Annotated in this window: 18 protein-coding genes; 10 read left to right on the top strand and 8 right to left on the bottom strand. The window is 38.2% G+C overall.

Features of this window, described 5'->3' with window-relative positions:
- Positions 1 to 25: 25 nt before the first annotated feature.
- On the top strand, positions 26 to 682 hold the full coding sequence (locus Q1K78_RS11065) for a response regulator transcription factor (RefSeq protein ID WP_300178275.1): 657 nt from the start codon (positions 26 to 28) through the stop codon (positions 680 to 682).
- Between the two features lie 15 nt (positions 683 to 697).
- Positions 698 to 2,062 carry an ATP-binding protein gene (locus Q1K78_RS11060; RefSeq protein ID WP_300178272.1) on the top strand — a complete coding sequence of 455 codons (1,365 nt, stop codon included), beginning with the start codon at positions 698 to 700 and terminating at the stop codon, positions 2,060 to 2,062.
- Between the two features lie 61 nt (positions 2,063 to 2,123).
- Here Q1K78_RS11060 and Q1K78_RS11055 read toward each other — a convergent pair whose 3' ends face one another.
- The 4 genes from Q1K78_RS11055 to Q1K78_RS11040 form a co-directional block, all read right to left on the bottom strand.
- Positions 2,124 to 3,401 (bottom strand): LssY C-terminal domain-containing protein, encoded by a 1,278-nt coding sequence (locus Q1K78_RS11055; protein ID WP_300178269.1) that lies wholly within the window; start codon positions 3,399 to 3,401, stop codon positions 2,124 to 2,126.
- A 21-nt stretch (positions 3,402 to 3,422) separates the two neighbouring features.
- On the bottom strand, positions 3,423 to 4,154 hold the full coding sequence (locus Q1K78_RS11050; protein WP_300178266.1) for a glycosyltransferase: 732 nt from the start codon (positions 4,152 to 4,154) through the stop codon (positions 3,423 to 3,425).
- A gap of 507 nt (positions 4,155 to 4,661) precedes the next feature.
- Positions 4,662 to 6,704, bottom strand: a complete 2,043-nt coding sequence (locus Q1K78_RS11045) for a cache domain-containing protein (protein WP_300178264.1) — start codon at positions 6,702 to 6,704, stop codon at positions 4,662 to 4,664.
- The gene (locus tag Q1K78_RS11040; protein WP_300178259.1) at positions 6,701 to 8,119 is read right to left on the bottom strand and encodes a sigma-54 dependent transcriptional regulator; all 1,419 of its coding nucleotides are present in this window, start codon (positions 8,117 to 8,119) and stop codon (positions 6,701 to 6,703) included. Before Q1K78_RS11040 ends, Q1K78_RS11045 begins: the two co-directional genes overlap by 4 nt.
- 283 nt (positions 8,120 to 8,402) lie before the next feature.
- On the opposite strand from Q1K78_RS11040, the gene Q1K78_RS11035 reads away from it, so the two are divergent.
- From Q1K78_RS11035 to Q1K78_RS11010, 6 genes are all read left to right on the top strand, one after another.
- On the top strand, positions 8,403 to 9,224 hold the full coding sequence (locus Q1K78_RS11035; RefSeq protein WP_300178256.1) for a substrate-binding domain-containing protein: 822 nt from the start codon (positions 8,403 to 8,405) through the stop codon (positions 9,222 to 9,224).
- Between the two features lie 3 nt (positions 9,225 to 9,227).
- Entirely contained in the window at positions 9,228 to 9,926 is a 699-nt protein-coding gene (locus Q1K78_RS11030) for an ABC transporter permease (RefSeq protein ID WP_300178253.1), read from the top strand.
- A 12-nt stretch (positions 9,927 to 9,938) separates the two neighbouring features.
- The gene (locus Q1K78_RS11025; RefSeq protein ID WP_300178250.1) at positions 9,939 to 10,646 is read left to right on the top strand and encodes an energy-coupling factor ABC transporter ATP-binding protein; all 708 of its coding nucleotides are present in this window, start codon (positions 9,939 to 9,941) and stop codon (positions 10,644 to 10,646) included.
- Positions 10,624 to 11,208, top strand: a complete 585-nt coding sequence (gene mobA / locus Q1K78_RS11020) for a molybdenum cofactor guanylyltransferase MobA (protein WP_300178247.1) — start codon at positions 10,624 to 10,626, stop codon at positions 11,206 to 11,208. Before Q1K78_RS11025 ends, mobA begins: the two co-directional genes overlap by 23 nt.
- Positions 11,205 to 12,986 (top strand): bifunctional molybdopterin-guanine dinucleotide biosynthesis adaptor protein MobB/molybdopterin molybdotransferase MoeA, encoded by a 1,782-nt coding sequence (locus Q1K78_RS11015; RefSeq protein WP_300178244.1) that lies wholly within the window; start codon positions 11,205 to 11,207, stop codon positions 12,984 to 12,986. The genes mobA and Q1K78_RS11015 overlap by 4 nt, the downstream gene beginning before the upstream one ends.
- Before the next feature lie 86 nt (positions 12,987 to 13,072).
- Complete coding sequence (locus Q1K78_RS11010) at positions 13,073 to 13,405, top strand: PBPRA1643 family SWIM/SEC-C metal-binding motif protein (protein WP_300178242.1); 333 nt, start codon at positions 13,073 to 13,075, stop codon at positions 13,403 to 13,405.
- Positions 13,406 to 13,548: 143 nt separating this feature from the next.
- Here Q1K78_RS11010 and nagK read toward each other — a convergent pair whose 3' ends face one another.
- Positions 13,549 to 14,457 carry an N-acetylglucosamine kinase gene (gene nagK / locus Q1K78_RS11005; RefSeq protein ID WP_300178239.1) on the bottom strand — a complete coding sequence of 303 codons (909 nt, stop codon included), beginning with the start codon at positions 14,455 to 14,457 and terminating at the stop codon, positions 13,549 to 13,551.
- A 124-nt stretch (positions 14,458 to 14,581) separates the two neighbouring features.
- Positions 14,582 to 15,325, bottom strand: coding sequence for a tRNA-uridine aminocarboxypropyltransferase (locus Q1K78_RS11000; RefSeq protein ID WP_300178236.1), 744 nt, complete (start codon positions 15,323 to 15,325; stop codon positions 14,582 to 14,584).
- Between the two features lie 86 nt (positions 15,326 to 15,411).
- On the opposite strand from Q1K78_RS11000, the gene Q1K78_RS10995 reads away from it, so the two are divergent.
- Positions 15,412 to 16,215, top strand: a complete 804-nt coding sequence (locus tag Q1K78_RS10995; RefSeq protein ID WP_300178232.1) for a sterol desaturase family protein — start codon at positions 15,412 to 15,414, stop codon at positions 16,213 to 16,215.
- A 48-nt stretch (positions 16,216 to 16,263) separates the two neighbouring features.
- Here Q1K78_RS10995 and Q1K78_RS10990 read toward each other — a convergent pair whose 3' ends face one another.
- A complete protein-coding gene (locus tag Q1K78_RS10990) occupies positions 16,264 to 16,953 on the bottom strand; it encodes a pseudouridine synthase (RefSeq protein ID WP_300178229.1) in 690 nt (229 codons plus the stop codon).
- Positions 16,954 to 17,121: 168 nt separating this feature from the next.
- Between Q1K78_RS10990 and Q1K78_RS10985 the strand changes: the two genes are divergently transcribed.
- Positions 17,122 to 17,601, top strand: coding sequence for an NlpC/P60 family protein (locus Q1K78_RS10985; RefSeq protein ID WP_300178226.1), 480 nt, complete (start codon positions 17,122 to 17,124; stop codon positions 17,599 to 17,601).
- A 91-nt stretch (positions 17,602 to 17,692) separates the two neighbouring features.
- Here the strand turns inward: Q1K78_RS10985 and Q1K78_RS10980 are convergent.
- Positions 17,693 to 17,763: DUF3802 family protein (locus tag Q1K78_RS10980; protein ID WP_300178401.1), on the bottom strand; the 71-nt coding region annotated here is incomplete at its 5' end.

Here is a 17,763-nt window from a genome sequence, read left to right as displayed (position 1 = left end):
ATAATTACTAGAGACAAAAATTACAATGAAAATTTTAGTGGTAGAAGATGACCCTCGTCTAGGCGAACAAATTATAGACACATTAGAAAGCGCAGATTGGGTCCCAGAGTTATCTCAAGATGGGATTGATGCTTTATATAGAGCAACAACTGAAGAATGGGATGCAATTGTTCTTGATCTCGGTCTACCTAAATTAAATGGCTTAACCGTTTTAAAAAGCCTCCGTGATGAAAACATTAATACGCCAGTCATTATTTTAAGTGCCCGTGATACGTTATCTCAACGCGTTGAAGGGTTAAATGCAGGCGCTGATGATTATCTAACTAAACCCTTCGAAATGGTGGAATTAATTGCTCGTATTCGTGCTCAATTACGTAGAGCATCAGGAAACGCCTCCCCTATTCTAAAAATTGGCGATTTAAGTTTAGATACAAGAAGTTCCAAAGTTTTATGGCAAGAACAAGCGGTAAGCTTAACTGCGCTTGAGTACAAAGTTATTGCCTATTTTATGCATAATCCAGAAAAAGTAATTTCAAGAACAACCTTAGTTGAACATATTTATAAACAAGATTTTGATCGTGATTCAAACACCGTTGAAGTCTTTATTGGTCGTATTCGTAAAAAGATCGCCCCTAATATAATAAAAACAGTTCGTGGTCTTGGTTATCAATTAAACCCTTAAAAATAAAGGCCTATAGTGAAAAGAGCACCTAAGCACCTTAAAGGTACGTTCAATAAATTGAGTTTAAAAAGCCGCTTGCTTCTTGCTGCGGCTTTTTGGCTATCTGCAATGATCTTAGCGGCGGGTATTGGTATTCCAAAACTAGTCAGTGACTATTTAGTCCAGGATGAGAAAGATCAGCTCTCTCTTTCTATGGATGAAATCACCGCCAATATCGAAGTAAACAGTGAAGGTAATCTCATCATGCCTTCTCGGTTATCTGACCCTCGCTTTAATCAACCTTATAGCGGGTTATACTGGACAGCTAATACAAAAGGTACAGAGTTACGTTCTCGTTCTTTATGGGATAAAAAGCTCACATTCGAAGAAGATACGTTAGATATTAGCCCTAATGTTAAAGGGGCTAATAATGAAAAACTTATTTATATTCAAAAGAAAATTTATCTTCCTGAAATAAAAACCCCTGTGACGATTACTATTGGTCTTGATGAAGATCCTCTAGAAAAAACATTGCAGCAACTCACAGGACAGCTTTGGGTTATTCTGGGCTTATTGTTTAGTGGCATATTGTTTCTTATCGGTATTCAAGTCAGCTGGTCACTTCGCCCTTTAGCTAAAATGCAATCTGAGTTAGTTATGCTGCGTAAAGGTGAACAACAGGCATTAAGTCAGCATTATCCTCAAGAGATCGCGCCATTGGTTTCTGATCTCAACGCACTATTATTTCATTACCAAGAGTTACTTGAACGTGCTCGTCATCATGCCGGTAATTTATCTCATTCATTAAAGACACCTCTATCGGTACTAAAAAATGAATTAGAATATTTGAGCGTTGAAGATAAAAATCGGTTATCTGCTCCTATTGCTCAACTGCAAGCACATATTGATTATCACCTTAGTCGTGCTCGCATGGCAGGTTCAATGAATATCCTCTCAGTGGCCACCTCACCCTCTGAACGAGTAGATGCGATCTCAATGGCATTTGATAAAGTCTATGCTGAACGTGACGTGATATTAATAAATGAGCTAGACAGTGAAGATCATATCGCCGTCGATAAAACTGATCTCGATGAGATGCTAGGAAACTTACTTGAAAATGGATATAAATGGGCACATTCAATGATCCGTGTTCATTCTAAGGAAGTTGAAGCAAATCAAATTCGTATAATGATTGAGGATGATGGTGAAGGTATTCCTGAATCAGAGTTTGAACAAGTCATTAAACGTGGTATCCGTTTGGATGAAACGACTCCAGGAACAGGTCTTGGGCTAAATATTGTGAGTGAAATGGCGCACAGTTATCGCGGCTCGCTTGAATTATCAAAGAGTGCAATGGGAGGACTAAAAGCCACCCTAACCTTCCCACGAGTAAAAGAGTGATCGTTTTTCTGCTTTATTAAACATCGTATTCTGACAATCTAAATTAGGGTCAATAACGACCCTAATTATTTGCGATGAGTAAACTCTGTGATAAACCAATAACTAGTATCTTTCCATCAGAATAGTAATCATGTTGTTCATCTTCAGTGATCGGTTCTGCATAAGCTATATTTAAGGTCGTTAAATCGAGAAAAAAAGTATCAATACTCGTTTTTAATCGTTCTCTTTCCTCATCTACATTAGGATCAATGCTATGTAACATAGTCACAATACCTCGATAAGCGGTAATCGTTAACCCATCATCGTAACTTAGTACTCCTAACCATACTTGTTCATTATTTTCGTTCTTACCTGCACTCCACCACCGAATATGACTTCTCTTTAATAAATCGCCCGGTAATTGAAATGCCATATCTTGTATCCGCCCGTTCCAAAATAGATCAGAAACCGGTGGCGTTTTATTCTTAATCAGTGAGAGATAATCAACAAATTCAATATCATCACGAGAAAACGTTTTATTCTCAATCCAACCTAATTGCACCATTATAGATTGAGGGTGATGGCCAATAAGTGCGATATTAACCGCTTGCGCATCAAAAAAAGAAGATACTCCAGGGAAAGCTTTGAAAGATGTTTTTGTTTCATCAAAATGCAATGGTGCAGGAATTGACTTTTCTATTACATCATCAGCGACCCAAAAAAAATGACTATAATTCAAATAAATAATAGCACTCACAACTACTGCTACTGATTTCTTGCCAATATTTTTCCATTGAAACTTCTTTGCCATCACGAAAAAAATAACTATCAGTAACAAGGTCACTATTGATTGTTTATGCTCGGTGACAAATAGTGTCATATCACTCATCAATGGAAAGGCATCAATCCCATAAGAGAGTAAATACCCCCATAAGACAAATTGACCCACACCAAGTAGTAATCCAATAGATGCAAACAATGAAAATCGTCGCCACTCGATATTATTTACACCAGCGATAAAGGGAACGATCCAAGCCACTGGTCCTAATAAGCGAGCAAACAATAAGACCGAATTACCTTTTCTCTGAAGTAACAAGCGACAGCGAGCAATGGGTCGGCGAGTTTTTGGTTGCCAGTTCATTAATCGTGTCTGAGCCTTTCGGCCAAAGCGACGTCCAATCCAATAACTGAGTTGATCACCAATAAGACCACCGAACAATACTGCAATAACGCCAGCCCAAACGCCTTGATGAAGCTGAAAACCGGCTGCAATTAAGAACGGCTCACCCGGCACAAATAAATTTGGCCCTATGAGCGCATCCAATAATGCGCCCGTAAATAATGCCATAGAATCATACATAAGCACGCTTACCTATGCTGGTTACTTTTGCTCAGAATAATGACCGAATTTATATTCCATCTCGTTATTGCGCATCTCACCAAAGAAAAAGCGGCGAATATTGGCTTTTAAATACGTAGCCCCCATCGTAAATAAACCATCTTGGTCTAATCGACGTGGATCAAACTCAAACGTCATTGGTAAAAATCGAAAACGCCAGGTTTGACTTGCTCGTTTCACATAATCGCAGTCTTCACATAAAGTGATGTTTTCATCAAAACCTTGCAATTCATTGTGCGCACGCTTTGTTGAGAAAATACACGCACCAACGGCAGTTGGAAAAGTGAATTGAGTAGCAAATAAACCTAAGTTAAATAAACCGTAGCCTACTCGATGAGCAATAGGAAGCCCTTTAGAGCCCATATACACACCAGCGACTTCTAATTTTTTCTCAGCTAATTGTGTTGCTGCTCTCTCAAGAAAATCTGTTTTTAGGCTTACGTCTGCATCTAAAAATAGTAAGCGTTCATGCTTAGCGAGTGATGCGCCAGTATTACGACCTAGGCTAACACCACGTTTATCCATTTTGTGGATCATTAAATCAGAAATACTCGCTGCAAAGGCCTGAGCAACTTCACATGTGGCATCTTCGCTGTTTGAATCAACAATGACCACTTCAAAGTTTTGATTTGTTTGTTTTGTTAAATCTTCCAATAAACGACCGATTCGTTTTTCTTCATTTAATGTGATGATTACAATGCTTAATGGGCTCATAATTTTTCTCCAAGTAGATTCATTCGTTAACTTAGGAGTAAGATTACAGGGTCGTATCTTAATGATTAGTGAGCACATTATTCATTTTGGGTTCATATAAGTATGAAAGAACAACTTACCGAACAAAATAAAACTCAATTACATACAGATCAGACTGATAATATCGTCATTATTGATTAGATTTTTTAATACAAAATAGAATGGATACATCTAGAAAAGAATAGGTAAAACAATAAGTAAAGGGGAAGAAAAAGGAAAGCCACACGTCTCAGAATGTGGCTTAATTTAGTACTGTTCGGGGTCATAACCGGACGAGCTAACTATCCTATATCATAATCATAATATCAACGAATTTCGTAAACATTATGGTTATAAAAAGTACAAACTTTGAAGTTGTGCCATATTTTGTGAAGAGGATAACATTTTATTAGTCATTCTTTTTTCCTTTTTGGATTTATCATACCCATCTTCATAATTAGCATGAACTAATTATCTTAGGGTATAAAATCATCCAACCAAGTTATCATATTGAGAACACTCGTATTTTATAGGTAAGAATACGGTAAATACCGAGCCCTCTCCCAACCTAGAACGAACTTTTATTTCTCCATTCGTTTGGCTTAATAAACTTTGAGAAACCGAAAGTCCAAGCCCTGTTCCATCACGCTTAGTCGTATAAAAAGGGTCAAATATTCTATTTAGCTGATCTGAGCTCATTCCTAAACCAAAGTCTTCAATTTCAATGATCGCACCAAGTTCAATTTCGCCTTCATACCACGTTCTACTACGAATAATTAACTTTCCTTTACTGTTCATTGCATGAATACCGTTCATTTGTAGATTAACGAGCACCTGTAATAAATGATGTCTATTAACTTCTACTCGTGGCGGTTGTTGAAAATCGAATTCCACCTCAATATCCCGCTTATTCGCACCAGTTCGAACTAAGATGACACTCTCTTCAATAATTGGATTGATATATTGCCACGTGACCTCATCTTGAATACCTCCTTGTCTACTATATTGCAGTAAACTACGAGTAATATTCCGAATACGGTCAATCTGTTCCATTATCGCGTCTAGCTCTTCTGAAATGACATGAGCACCATCACCTAGTTCATACTTAATTAGCTCTGCATTACCTAAAATCACAGCCGTTGGGTTATTAATTTCATGAGCAATACCCGCAGTTAACTCTCCAAGAGACGCTAACTTTTCACTCATAATAAGCTTATCTTGTGCTTGTTTTAATAATTTGATGTATTGCTCAAGCTCAATCGTCTTTTCATGCAGACTTGCTGTTCGAGACTCAACTTTTGATTCTAATTCTTTAGACGCTCTTTGGATCTCAATATTTCGCTGCTGCAATTGATCCAACATATTATCAAATTGTTGAGCCAAACTCGTAAGCTCATGGTTATTATCTAATCCTAAATTTCCAATTCGGACATTTTTGCCCATTTGAACTGATTTAACAACATAATGAATTTTTTCAATTGGCAGAAAGAGATCTCTTGCCCCTCTGTGTACAAAAATAGTTGATAACAACAACGTAATTAAAATCGTTACTCCTGCCTCTACTAGATTTTGTAGATATTGCTTAAGTAAAGGCCACTCTAAATATCCGGTATATAACATGCCGATGACATTATCATCCATACCTTTTATTGGTTGATAAGCTGATATATACCAATTGTTATACACATAAGCTCGGTTAACCCAACGTTCTCTATTTTGAATTACACTTTCTTTTACTTCAGGAGAGACGCTTGTTCCTATTGCTCGACCTTGATTTAGAGATTTATTCGCAAAATCATTATGTAATGGTACGTTAGTGCTAATACGTAAATCATCTAAAAACAGAGTGACTGTGCCATAATTATCTGACGCTAAGTCGCCTTCTGGATAAATAAGGTCTCGGATCCTATCAACCAAAAAAGTACTGTTATTAAGAATAATGCCACTATCAACTATCCAAGCTAAGTTACCTTCCTTATTAAAAATAGGGATTAGGGTTCTAATCACCAGTCCCCGCTTTTCAATACTGCCGTTTTCTTTATTGATAACTTGGACTTGAGTGCTTAATTCCGAACTAATATTCTTTAAATCTTCATTCGTCATCACTTGAAAAAAGGTACGAGAGATCCCTAATGACAATGCGTTAACCGATGATGCAGGGAGGTGTTCAATATAATCAATAGGATGAACAACAATAAAATCAGAATTATAGTTATCAGCTTGGTGTTCAGCCCAATACTGAAGATCTGGATCATTATTTTTTAATCTTGTTTGAAATTGATATGACTCAACAAAAGCACGAAGTTCAGCCCCCTGCTCTTGTTGCAGAAAATCAACGCTATTCTTCGCTATTGATAATTTACTTCCAACATCATTGAGTGCGTTTTGCCACGTATAATGCACCGACCAAAACGCAGTAATAATCACTAAAGCAAGCAATGTGAGAAATAAAGGAACAGAGTTTAACCACAATAAGCGATATCTCACCATGGTTTTGATTCTACGTTTCCATAAAAGAGGAGATAACATCATGCGATCTCTTCACTCCACTCTTTAAATTTTCTCTCTAATGTTTTACGAGCAACACCTAGTTGCCTTGCGGCCGCTGACTTGTTCCCGTCATGCAAATCTACAACCGTAATTATGTGCTTCTTTTCAACTTCTTTTAATGTCCACTGGTCAGGGTATTCATCCATCTCCGGCATACAAGTACATTCAGTTGGTTCTTGATTTAGCATCTGCTCTTGATTCGATGATTGATGCAGTGGCGTATCACCTTGTAAGCTAGACCAGTGATCTACTGGCGGTTTACCGAGTAAAATACAACGCTCAATCATATTTTTAAGCTCACGAATATTCCCCGGCCAATCATATTGAGTCATGGCAGCTATATCTTCGTGTGCCCAGTGAATTGGTTTTAATCCCATTTCTTTAGCGATCATGTGTGAAAAATGCTCAGTCAAACAAGCCAAATCCGCTTTACGTTCACGCAAGGCTGGCAATGACACTGTAAGGACATTCAATCGATAAAAAAGATCTTTTCTAAAATTGCCTTTTTCTACTTCTTCAAGCAAGTTTCGATTGGTTGCCGCTACAATACGAACATCAACTGGGATCTCTTTTTCAGAACCTACAGGACGAATCGCTTTTTGCTCTAACGCTCGTAGTAATGATGATTGCATCCCAATTGGCATCTCACCAATTTCATCTAAAAACAAGGTGCCATTATTTGCAACTCTAAATAGACCTTCTCGAGCTTTTTTCGCGCCAGTAAAAGCACCTGATGTATGACCAAACAATTCACTCTCTAAAAGATCAGGGGCAATCGCGCCACAGTTTAAAGGCACAAATGGACCATTTCGATGACTTAATTGATGCAAACCACGAGCAACTAGCTCTTTACCAGTACCGGATTCACCTTCAATTAAAACCGCAGCGTTTGAGGGCGCAAGTTGAGCCACCATTTGTTTTAATTGTAAGGTTTTTTCTGCATTACCAATGATCTCTATTGGGTTATTCTTTTCAACTTCTCTTTGCAGCGCAAAATTAGTACGTTCAACAAGACGTCGATCCATACACCGTCTCACCGCTTGTAGCATGTTTTCTAAATTAAATGGCTTTAATATAAAATCAGCAGCCCCTAAACGAAGTGCTTGAATTGCGGTATCTAACTCTGCATACCCTGTCATGAATATCACATCATAATTACGAAAATCGCAAGCAATACTTTCTTGCCATTCTAATCCCGTTTGCCCCGGCAAATTAATGTCTAAGATAATTAGATCAAGATGGTGAGATTGGCGAATTACTTCTGCATCTTCAATCGTTCCTGCGGTATGAACTTGACCGAATTGTTTACTTAATGCTTTTTTTAGTATGGTTTGCATACCTATTTCATCATCAACCACAAGAACTGAGAATGCGTGCCAATCTGATTTTGCTACCATAATATTTCCTAATTAATAGTACTGACAGGGATTTGTGGGTCAAAATGTCCTAATTATTCTAACCTGTATTCTGCAAAATGTATCCTTTCTAATGAGACATTTTGTCCTAGTCACATTTTTTGTAAGGTTTTTATATAAAAATAGCATTCAATTGCTTATATATCATTATGTTATATACAAAATCATCAGTATAAATTTTGGCATAATGATTGCTTTAATGGTAATGAGTCTATTATTTTGAGACATTTACTAACGATATTACCTTTCATTACATGGATATAACATGAACAATAAAATCAGTACATTTTCAGTTATGGCTACACTGGCTCTTGGTTCTTTTTCTGCTGCGAACGTTTATGCAGATGACACAAGCACCGTTCGTTTGGCAACAACAACCAGTACTTACCATTCAGGTTTATTAGATTATTTATTACCTGAGTTTAAAAAAGATTCCGGTTATGAAGTTCAAGTTCTTGCCGCAGGTACAGGCAAAGCCCTTAAAATGGGTGAAAACGGTGACGTTGATTTAGTAATGACTCACGCCCCTAAAGCAGAAGCAGAATTTGTTGAAAAAGGCTATGGTGTTGACCCAAAAGCACTAATGTATAATGATTTTGTGCTTGTAGGCCCTAAAACTGATCCTGCACACATTCACGGCATGAAAGAGGTTACTGCTGCCTTTAAGAAAATGGCAGAAACTGACGTAACTTTCGTTTCTCGTGGTGATGACTCAGGCACAAACAAAAAAGAATTAATCCTTTGGGGACAAGCTAAAATTGAACCTAACTTCGGTGGTTATAAAGCCGTAGGTCAAGGCATGGGACCAACATTAAACATGACTTCTGAACTGCAAGCTTACACATTAACAGACCGTGGTACATGGTTAGCTTACCAAAACAAATTAGACTTAGAAATCATGGTTGAAGGCGATAAGCGTCTATTTAATCCATACCAGGTAATCCTAATCAACCCTGAGCGTTACAACAACTTAAACACTAAAGGCGCGCAAATATTCAGTGATTGGTTAATCAGTGATAAAGGCCAAACAATGATTAATAGCTTTAAACTAAGTGGCAAACAACTATTTACTGCGGACGCTAAATAATCCATGAGCATATTAGCCACCTCTCACGAAGCAATTCAATTACTGTTTAGTGGTGATACTGCATTATGGAGCATCGTTGGTGTTTCATTTTCTGTTTCATTATTTGCAATGGCGGTTGTATTGCTCCCTGCTTTATTACTGGCATTTGCACTTGCTTATGGCTCGTTTCCGGGACGGTGGCTACTGCTCTCTATTATTAATACATTACAATCAGTACCTACCGTGGTTATCGGTTTATTGTTGTATATGATGCTTTCTCGCTCGGGACCTTTGGGAGACTGGCAGCTACTCTTTACGCAAGAAGCGATGATCATTGGTCAGATGTTTATCTGTTTCCCTATTATGGTTGCCATGATGCATGGCGCATTTCAACACAGTGACCGTCGAGTATGGGAAACCGCATTTACTTTAGGAGCGTCACTACCTCGTGCTTTTGGTAGTTTAATTTGGGAAACTCGATTCCCTATTCTAGCCGCAGTTATTGCTGGTTTTTCTCGGATCATAACCGAGGTCGGCTGCTCTATGATGGTCGGCGGTAACATCTTCAATGCCACTCGGAATATTCCAACCGCAATCGCGATGGAAAGCCAAAAAGGTGCATTTGCTCAAGGGATTGCTCTTGGTATGGTGCTATTAATCTTAGCGCTAGTGTTAAACTTCTTACTCTCTATCACTCGTGGTAAAGGGTATTTACGTACTTAGTAGGCATAAAAAATGACAATAAGAATTACTGCCGATAATCTATCAATGCGATTTAATGATCGTGTGCTTTTCCACATCCCACATTTGTCGCTAGGCCCAAAAGAATCGGTCTATTTACGTGGTGCTAATGGTGTAGGTAAAACAACCTTACTTAAAATTTTATCTGGTTTACAGACCGCAACAACGGGTAAATTAAACCTGAATCAACCTCACTGGACTGCTCGTTTATTCGGACGATCTGGAAACAATCAAATCGTATATTTACATCAGAACCCATTTTTGTTTGATGGTACGGTTTTCGATAATGTTATTTATGGTATGAAATACACCACCATGAATAAACTTGAAAAACGTAACATGGTGATTAATGCGCTACGCATGGTAGGTCTTGAAACCTTAGCTGATGAACACATTTCTGTATTATCTGGTGGTGAAAAGCAACGTGTCGCTATGGCTCGTGCTTGGGTATTAAAGCCTTCTATCTTATTAATGGATGAACCAAGCGCCAGTGTTGACCAAGAATCGATTGATCTATTAGTTATTATGGCAAAAGATCTGCTCGATCGCAGTTCAAGTATTGTCGTTACTAGTCATCAAACTAACGCCCTAACTGAAATTTGTCATCGCCAATGGACTATTTCGGATGCAAAGCTGATAGAATCAACCCCATTAAAAGTGATTGTTAGCAAGGATAAGTATGCTCCAGCCAAAGCAAACTAGTTGGGTAATTTTAGCGGGTGGACAAGCCCGCCGTATGGGTGGTCAAGACAAAGGCTTTGTGACTTTTCAAGACAAACCTCTAATTGAACATGCCATTGAAATTTTAACGCCGCAAACGGATCAGATTGCCATTAATGCGAATCGAAGTATTGAAGAGTACTCTCGTTACGGCGTCACATTTAAAGACCAATTTAGTGATTACCCCGGTCCACTGGCAGGAATGCATTCAGGCTTAATCAATATGAATTCTGATTGGGTTGGTTTTATTCCTTGCGATTCCCCTAACCTGCCTGACAACCTTGTCTCTTTATTGTGTGATGCAGTAAAAGAAGACACTGATATTGTGGTCGCTCATGATGGCGAATACATGCAACCGGTCGTCACTTTAATGCATAAACGTATTATTCCTAAAATTGATGCCTTCTTAGCACGCGGAGATAGAAAAATCATCCTATTATACAAAGAGTGTAATACTGTTTTTGCTGATTTCTCTGCTTACCCAAATGCTTTTATCAATTTGAATAGCCCTCAAGAACTCGAACAATTTGGATCTTTATTATGAGCTTAACGACTGCGTCTATCCCACTATTGGGTTTTGCTGCTTATAGCGGCACAGGTAAAACGACATTACTAGAAAAGCTATTGCCAAAACTGAATGAAATGGGACTAAAAGTCGCAGTCATCAAACACGCTCATCATAATTTTGATATCGACCAAGAAGGCAAAGACAGCTACCGTTTACGTAAAGCCGGCGCTAGCCAAATGCTAATTAGCTCGCGTTTTCGTAATGCATTAATTACTGAAACACCAGATGAAGAAACCACCTGCCAACAGTTAATCAATAAGTTAGATCAAACTGAACTGGATTTGATCCTTATTGAAGGATTTAAACAACTGCCATACACAAAGATTGAATTGCACCGCGATGAAGTAGGTAAACCGTGGATCTTCCCTGAAGATAACAACATTATTGCGATTGCGTCAGACTCAAAAGCAGAATCAGAACTGCCTCAAATGGACATCAATGACACCGATGCGATTACTGCATTCATTGTTGAATACGTGAAACAGCAGCAACACAAACAACAGAGTGACTTATCCGCTAACTGCGATGAATTATCACCTGCGTTTTTATCTGTTAGCCAAGGCAGAGCTAAGATTTTAGAAGCAATAAAACCGCTAAATTCACAAAGTAATGTCTCTTTAATCGACTCTATTAATGCATTAGCGGCCCAAGATATTTTATCGCCAATCAATGTTCCTCAACATAATAATTCAGCAATGGATGGCTATGTGATTTGTGGGGATGATATAGAGCGTGAAAGTTACACTGTGGTTGCCGGAATTATGGCTGGTCACAGTTATGATCTCCCTCTTCAACACGGCCAAGCCGCCAAGATCATGACGGGGGCACCAGTGCCTGAAAATGGCAATACTGTGATCATGCGAGAACAAGCGATTCAAGAAGGCGATCAAGTCCGCTTTGATGCAGGAAAATCTGGCATTCGTAAAGGCCAAAACGTTCGTCTTGCGGGTGAAGATCTCGCTATCGATCAAATCTGTATTGCTAAAGGTTCACGCATTACAGCGCCTGAAGTCGGTATGCTTGCTTCTCTTGGTATTGCCTCTATACCTGTATTCAATAAAACTAAAGTGGCTATTTTCTCTACTGGTGATGAAGTTCAGGCTCCGGGAGAAATACAAAAAGCCAATTCTATTTATGACTCCAACCGCTTCACATTAACGGCATTATTGCAGAAACTAGGCTGTGAAGTGATTGATTTTGGCATCATTGAAGATAGTGAAACAGCTTTAGAATCAACGCTTTCTCAAGCATCACAACAAGCGGATATGATTTTATCTTCTGGTGGTGTATCGGTTGGTGATGCCGATTACATCAAAACGATTTTAGATAAATTAGGCAATATTAACTTCTGGCGTATTAATATGCGTCCGGGTCGCCCTCTTGCTTTTGGTCATATTGGTGACACGCCTTTCTTTGGTTTACCGGGTAACCCTGTCGCGGTAATAGTGGCGTTCTTACAATTTGTTGAGCCTGCATTACGTAAACTTCAAGGTGAAGACGACTGGCAACCTGAAACCTTTACGGCGATAGCAAAAGAATTCATTCGCTCTCGCACGGGCCGAACAGAATATAGCCGTGGTATTTACTCTATTAACCAAAATGGCCAAATGGAAGTAGTTACCACAGGTAAACAAGGCTCTGGTATTTTACGTTCAATGAGCGAAGCAAACTGCTTAATTGAAGTACAACCTGAGGTTGAATCGGTAGATATTGGTGAGAAAGTAACGATTATTCCGTTAGGTTCGAGAGTTTAAATAAATGAGTATTCTAGTGTATTGCTAGGCACTTTGATGGTATAAAGTGCTTAAAATACTGTGTCCAAAAAATATAAGGCTCCAAGATGTCTAAAATGTTCTTCAAAGGTCGTATCGAAACTCGTCAAAACCACGTTAACTCTGGTTTTAACACTAAGCGTGACGTTAAGTTAGGTACTGAAGAAGCTCCACTAACTTTAGTTGTTCAAACAGAAGAACGTAAAGTTGAAATTGAAGCGCAGATTACTGAGCATAACTTATTCGCAAACATCGAAGTGAATGCTGAGAAAGAAGAAAATATTCTTGAGCTTGAAGGCGTATTAAACAAGCCTAAAACAACTCGCTTTGAAAAAACACCTAACCGCAATGAAGCATGTCCTTGTGGTAGTGGTAAAAAATACAAAAAATGTTGTGCTTAATTGTTAATTAACTTTTAACTAATCGCATTGCAAAAAAAAGAGCCTCTGTTTATCTGTTATTAATAACAAACAACACGAGGCTCTTTTTTTATCTGCATTTTCTTACTACATGTAACTATCTACCGTATAATCTAACGATGATTTTATTTAATATTCAAGAAAGCTGCGCCACGCACACCACCTGAATCACCATGCTTCGCTTTAATAATACGAGGGACACGCGCAACCGACAATAAATGTTTTGGAAGTCGTTTTGGCAACTCTTCATAAATCAGATCAAAGTTTGATAATCCACCACCTAACGCAACCACATGTGGGTCAAAACAGGTAAATAAGTTAGCAAAACAAATCGCTAGCAGTTCAATAAAGCGATCTACATGCTCAACAGCATTCGCCTCACCTGCTTCATTCGCTTTAATTATATCAATCGCTTTTTTCTCTTCACCGTAATAGTGAGCGTAAAGCAATTCAAAACCACGACCAGAAAGATAGCTATCCAAACAGCCTTTATTACCACAACCACAGCCTAATAGTGGTGCTTTCTCGCCTAAGTGAAACCATGCATCGATTGGTAAACGTGAATGACCTAACTCACCAGCAACGTGACTGTAGCCAGAGAATGCTTTACCATCAAAAATTAAACCACCACCAAAGCCGGTCCCTAAGATTAATCCCATTACTGATGGAGAATCTTTAAGCTCTTCATCCCACGCTTCTGATAGAGCGAAACAGTTAGCATCGTTATCAATTTTTACTGAGCGACCAATTTTCGCTTCTAAATCTTTACGCAAAAACTGACCTTTTGCTGCTGGTACATTACTGGTAAGTAAAGCGCCCGTTTCAGCATCTTCCATTCCTGGGATTCCTAAACCAACATTGCCCTCTACGCCAAACTCAGCATCGTACTTTGCAATTAAGCCTGCAATATCATCAACCAATAGTGCGTAATCTTCAGTTTGCGTTGGAATTCGCTCTATAGCAACACGCTCAAGTTTTTCGTTAAACGCGCCAAATTCAATCTTTGTGCCACCTACATCAAAACCGTAGTACATAAGGTATCCTTGTCCTAATCTATTAAAATTTTTATGGTGTCATTTTATCTAATTTTTATAAATACAGACTGTGACCTAGGCGGAATTACCCTTTATTTTGTGTGAAATGAACCTCAAAATCCCATTAGATTTGGTTGCTTCCTTTTAGTTCTGTACGAAATTCAATCAATCGTTCCAAGCCCATTCCTCGTTCAGTACTTTTCACTGGGCGTTTACTGTAAAGATAATGCTCACGAAATAGTTCAAACCAGCATTCTAAATGCCTTGCATTGTCTTTCTCTCCAAATAAATCCAAGACCAAACTCGCCACTTCAGCGGTCGCCAGTTGATGATCTTTCGACGCTTTACGCATGATATAACTAGAAAGATGTTCACGGTTAAATGAAAGCACTGGTAATTGATGTAGGTAAGTACTCTTACGATACATGCGCCCCGCTTCGCGCCAACTCCCATCAAGAAGAATAAACAACGGTGTTTTACCTTCTTCAAGATTAATATCATTCGTAACTAGCGTTTTATTTTCAATCTGCTCTTCAGGGAAAATAACAAATGGTTGATATGATTCATCTTGCAGTAACGCTAACATCTCTGAATTTGGTTCAGTACGAGACCATAGATAGGCATGTGTTTCAGGAATGACATCAGCAATTAATTTACCGGTATTACTTGGCTTTAAAACTTCAGTATCAAACATAATCAATAAAAAAGCCGCTTTTGACGTACTTTCAGGCTGATACTCACAAATACAATAATCTTTACGTACCTGACAAAACTTACAACGGTCCACATTAGCACCTCGTGCATTGAAGGGCTTTGTAGAGCGAGCTAGTCTTTCTATGTGTAATTGGTGAACTTTGTGAATACGCATTTGCAATAACCAAGCTATTTATATGGAAAAAAAAACGCATTTTACTTACAGTGTCGGTAATAACAAGTTCTATAAGAGAATTCCTAATGGAAATTAACTGGATTGAATACAGTGACCCCCTTCGTTTGGGCTGTTTTATCGTTGCATTTATCATTTTTTCTTTGGCTGAATACCAATGGCCTCGAAAAGTATTAACTCAAAAAAAATCGACGCGTTGGCTTAGTAACATTGGCTTAGTCTTATTTAATAGTTTGATTCTTCGCCTAGTTCTGCCTTTATTAGCGGTTGATGCGGCTTTAATTACACACCAAGAGCAGTGGGGATTATTTAATTATCTAAACACGCCATCGTTTCTAACGGGACTTCTATCCATCCTGTTATTAGATTGGTTGATCTACTGGCAACATCGAGCTTTCCACCGTGTTCCTTTGTTATGGCGCTTACATCGTATGCACCATTCCGATCAGGATATCGATGTAACTACAGGCTCACGCTTTCATCCTATTGAAATAACCTTCTCTATGTTGGTTAAAATTACGGCAATTGGATTGTTAGGTATTCCTGTTGAAGTGGTCATTTTATTTGAAATTATTTTGAACGTAAGCGCGATGTTTAATCACAGTAATATCTTTATTCCAAAGTGGTTAGATCGTTATGTACGAGTATTAGTGGTTACACCTGATTTTCATCGAGTTCATCATTCAATTCATGCGACTGAAATGCATAATAACTACGGCTTCTTCTTATCTATTTGGGATCGTATTGGAAAAACGTATTTAGTCAGACCGAGAGATGGCCAAGAAGATATGAAAATTGGGATTGCTTTATTTAGAAACGAAAAAGAGCAACGATTAGATAAGATGCTCACTCAACCTTTCAGAAAAAAATAGCGTTTAAATCACAAGTAAGGCTACTATCACTATGGCCTTACTTGTTTCTTATTCTTCAAAAGATCGAACTTCCCCCACCGTTAAATAGCGCCACTCACCTTCTTCCACATCCAAGCTAATATCACCAATCTTTTCACGATGCAGAGAAGTCACCTTATTACCAATCGTAGAAAACATACGTTTTACTTGGTGAAATTTACCTTCTGTAATAGTCAAAAGCACTTCTTGAGATGTAATCACTTCTAACTTTGCAGGTCGTGTGAGTTGTGATTCACCTTGTAACTGAAGACCTATTGCAAATTTTTCTGCCGCATCTTCTGTTATCGGTTTACGTAGACCGACTCGATATACTTTTTCACATTCCTTACTTGGTGTGATGATATTATAAGACCAACGGCCATCATCCGTAATTAACACTAACCCTGTGGTATCGGAATCTAATCGTCCTGCAATGTGTAACTCTGCATTATTACCTTCTGTTATATAATTAAATAGCGAGGGGTAGACTTCATCAATATTGGAGCAAATTGTATTCGCGGGTTTATTCATTATCAAATAACGAAACGGTCTAGGTGTTAAAAGAGAACCATTAAGAGTAACTTCATTATTCTCATGAACTTGAGCGGACCTAATCGTGACAGTGTCACTATTTACTTTCACTCTTCCCTCATGAATCATCACCAATGCTTGATCCTTGGTTAACTCTGTACTCTTGCAAACAAATTTATCAAGACGCATTACTACCACACACTACTATTTTGAATTTCGCTATTATCCTTTCTCTGTTTTATTATGCAACCAAACATAATCAAACTCTTATCTAGGTGATATTCGTATTAATATTGCTTTTTCTACCTATAATCGGTCAAAATAGTTACATTGCCTTTTTATCATCTAGGATTGATTATGATTCGCCAATCTATCTGCGCTCTTGCTTTACTTGGTTTATTTGGTTGTGCCTCTTCCCCATCATCTCCACAATTAACCAAACAAGAAATTACAACTCAGCACCCTCAATTATTACAATCAGATGATTACCAAGACTACTTTCAAGAATGGCAAGGGGTTCCTTATAAATACGGAGGTTCCAACAAAAGCGGAGTCGATTGCTCAGCGTTCACTCAAGATGCATTAAATAACCTTCATCAATTATCACTTCCTAGAACAACGCAGTATCAAGTTGTTACTGGAGTAAAAATCCCATTAGCAAAGGCTAAGAAAGGCGATCTTGTTTTCTTTAAAACCAGTATAAAGGTAAGACATGTGGGCGTGTATATTGGCAATCGTGAATTTATGCATGCATCCACCTCAAAAGGCGTGATCATTTCAAGTTTAGATAACCCATATTGGAAAAAAGCATTCTGGCAAGTTAGACGCGTTTTATAAGCCTTAAAAACAACAAAGCCAAACAACGTAAATGGGCTTTCCATCTACTCTATTTGGCTTAATGCTTTTGATTATTGAAAATTACTATCTATTATTTGAAAGCACTATCAAATAAGTTTTTAATCAATCCGATGTAGTCATCTAAGAACATCACTTGCTCAT

This window comes from uncultured Aliivibrio sp. (assembly GCF_946479765.1).
Classification (GTDB): Bacteria; Pseudomonadota; Gammaproteobacteria; order Enterobacterales; family Vibrionaceae; genus Aliivibrio.
This window is presented reverse-complemented; position numbering and strand designations above follow the sequence as displayed.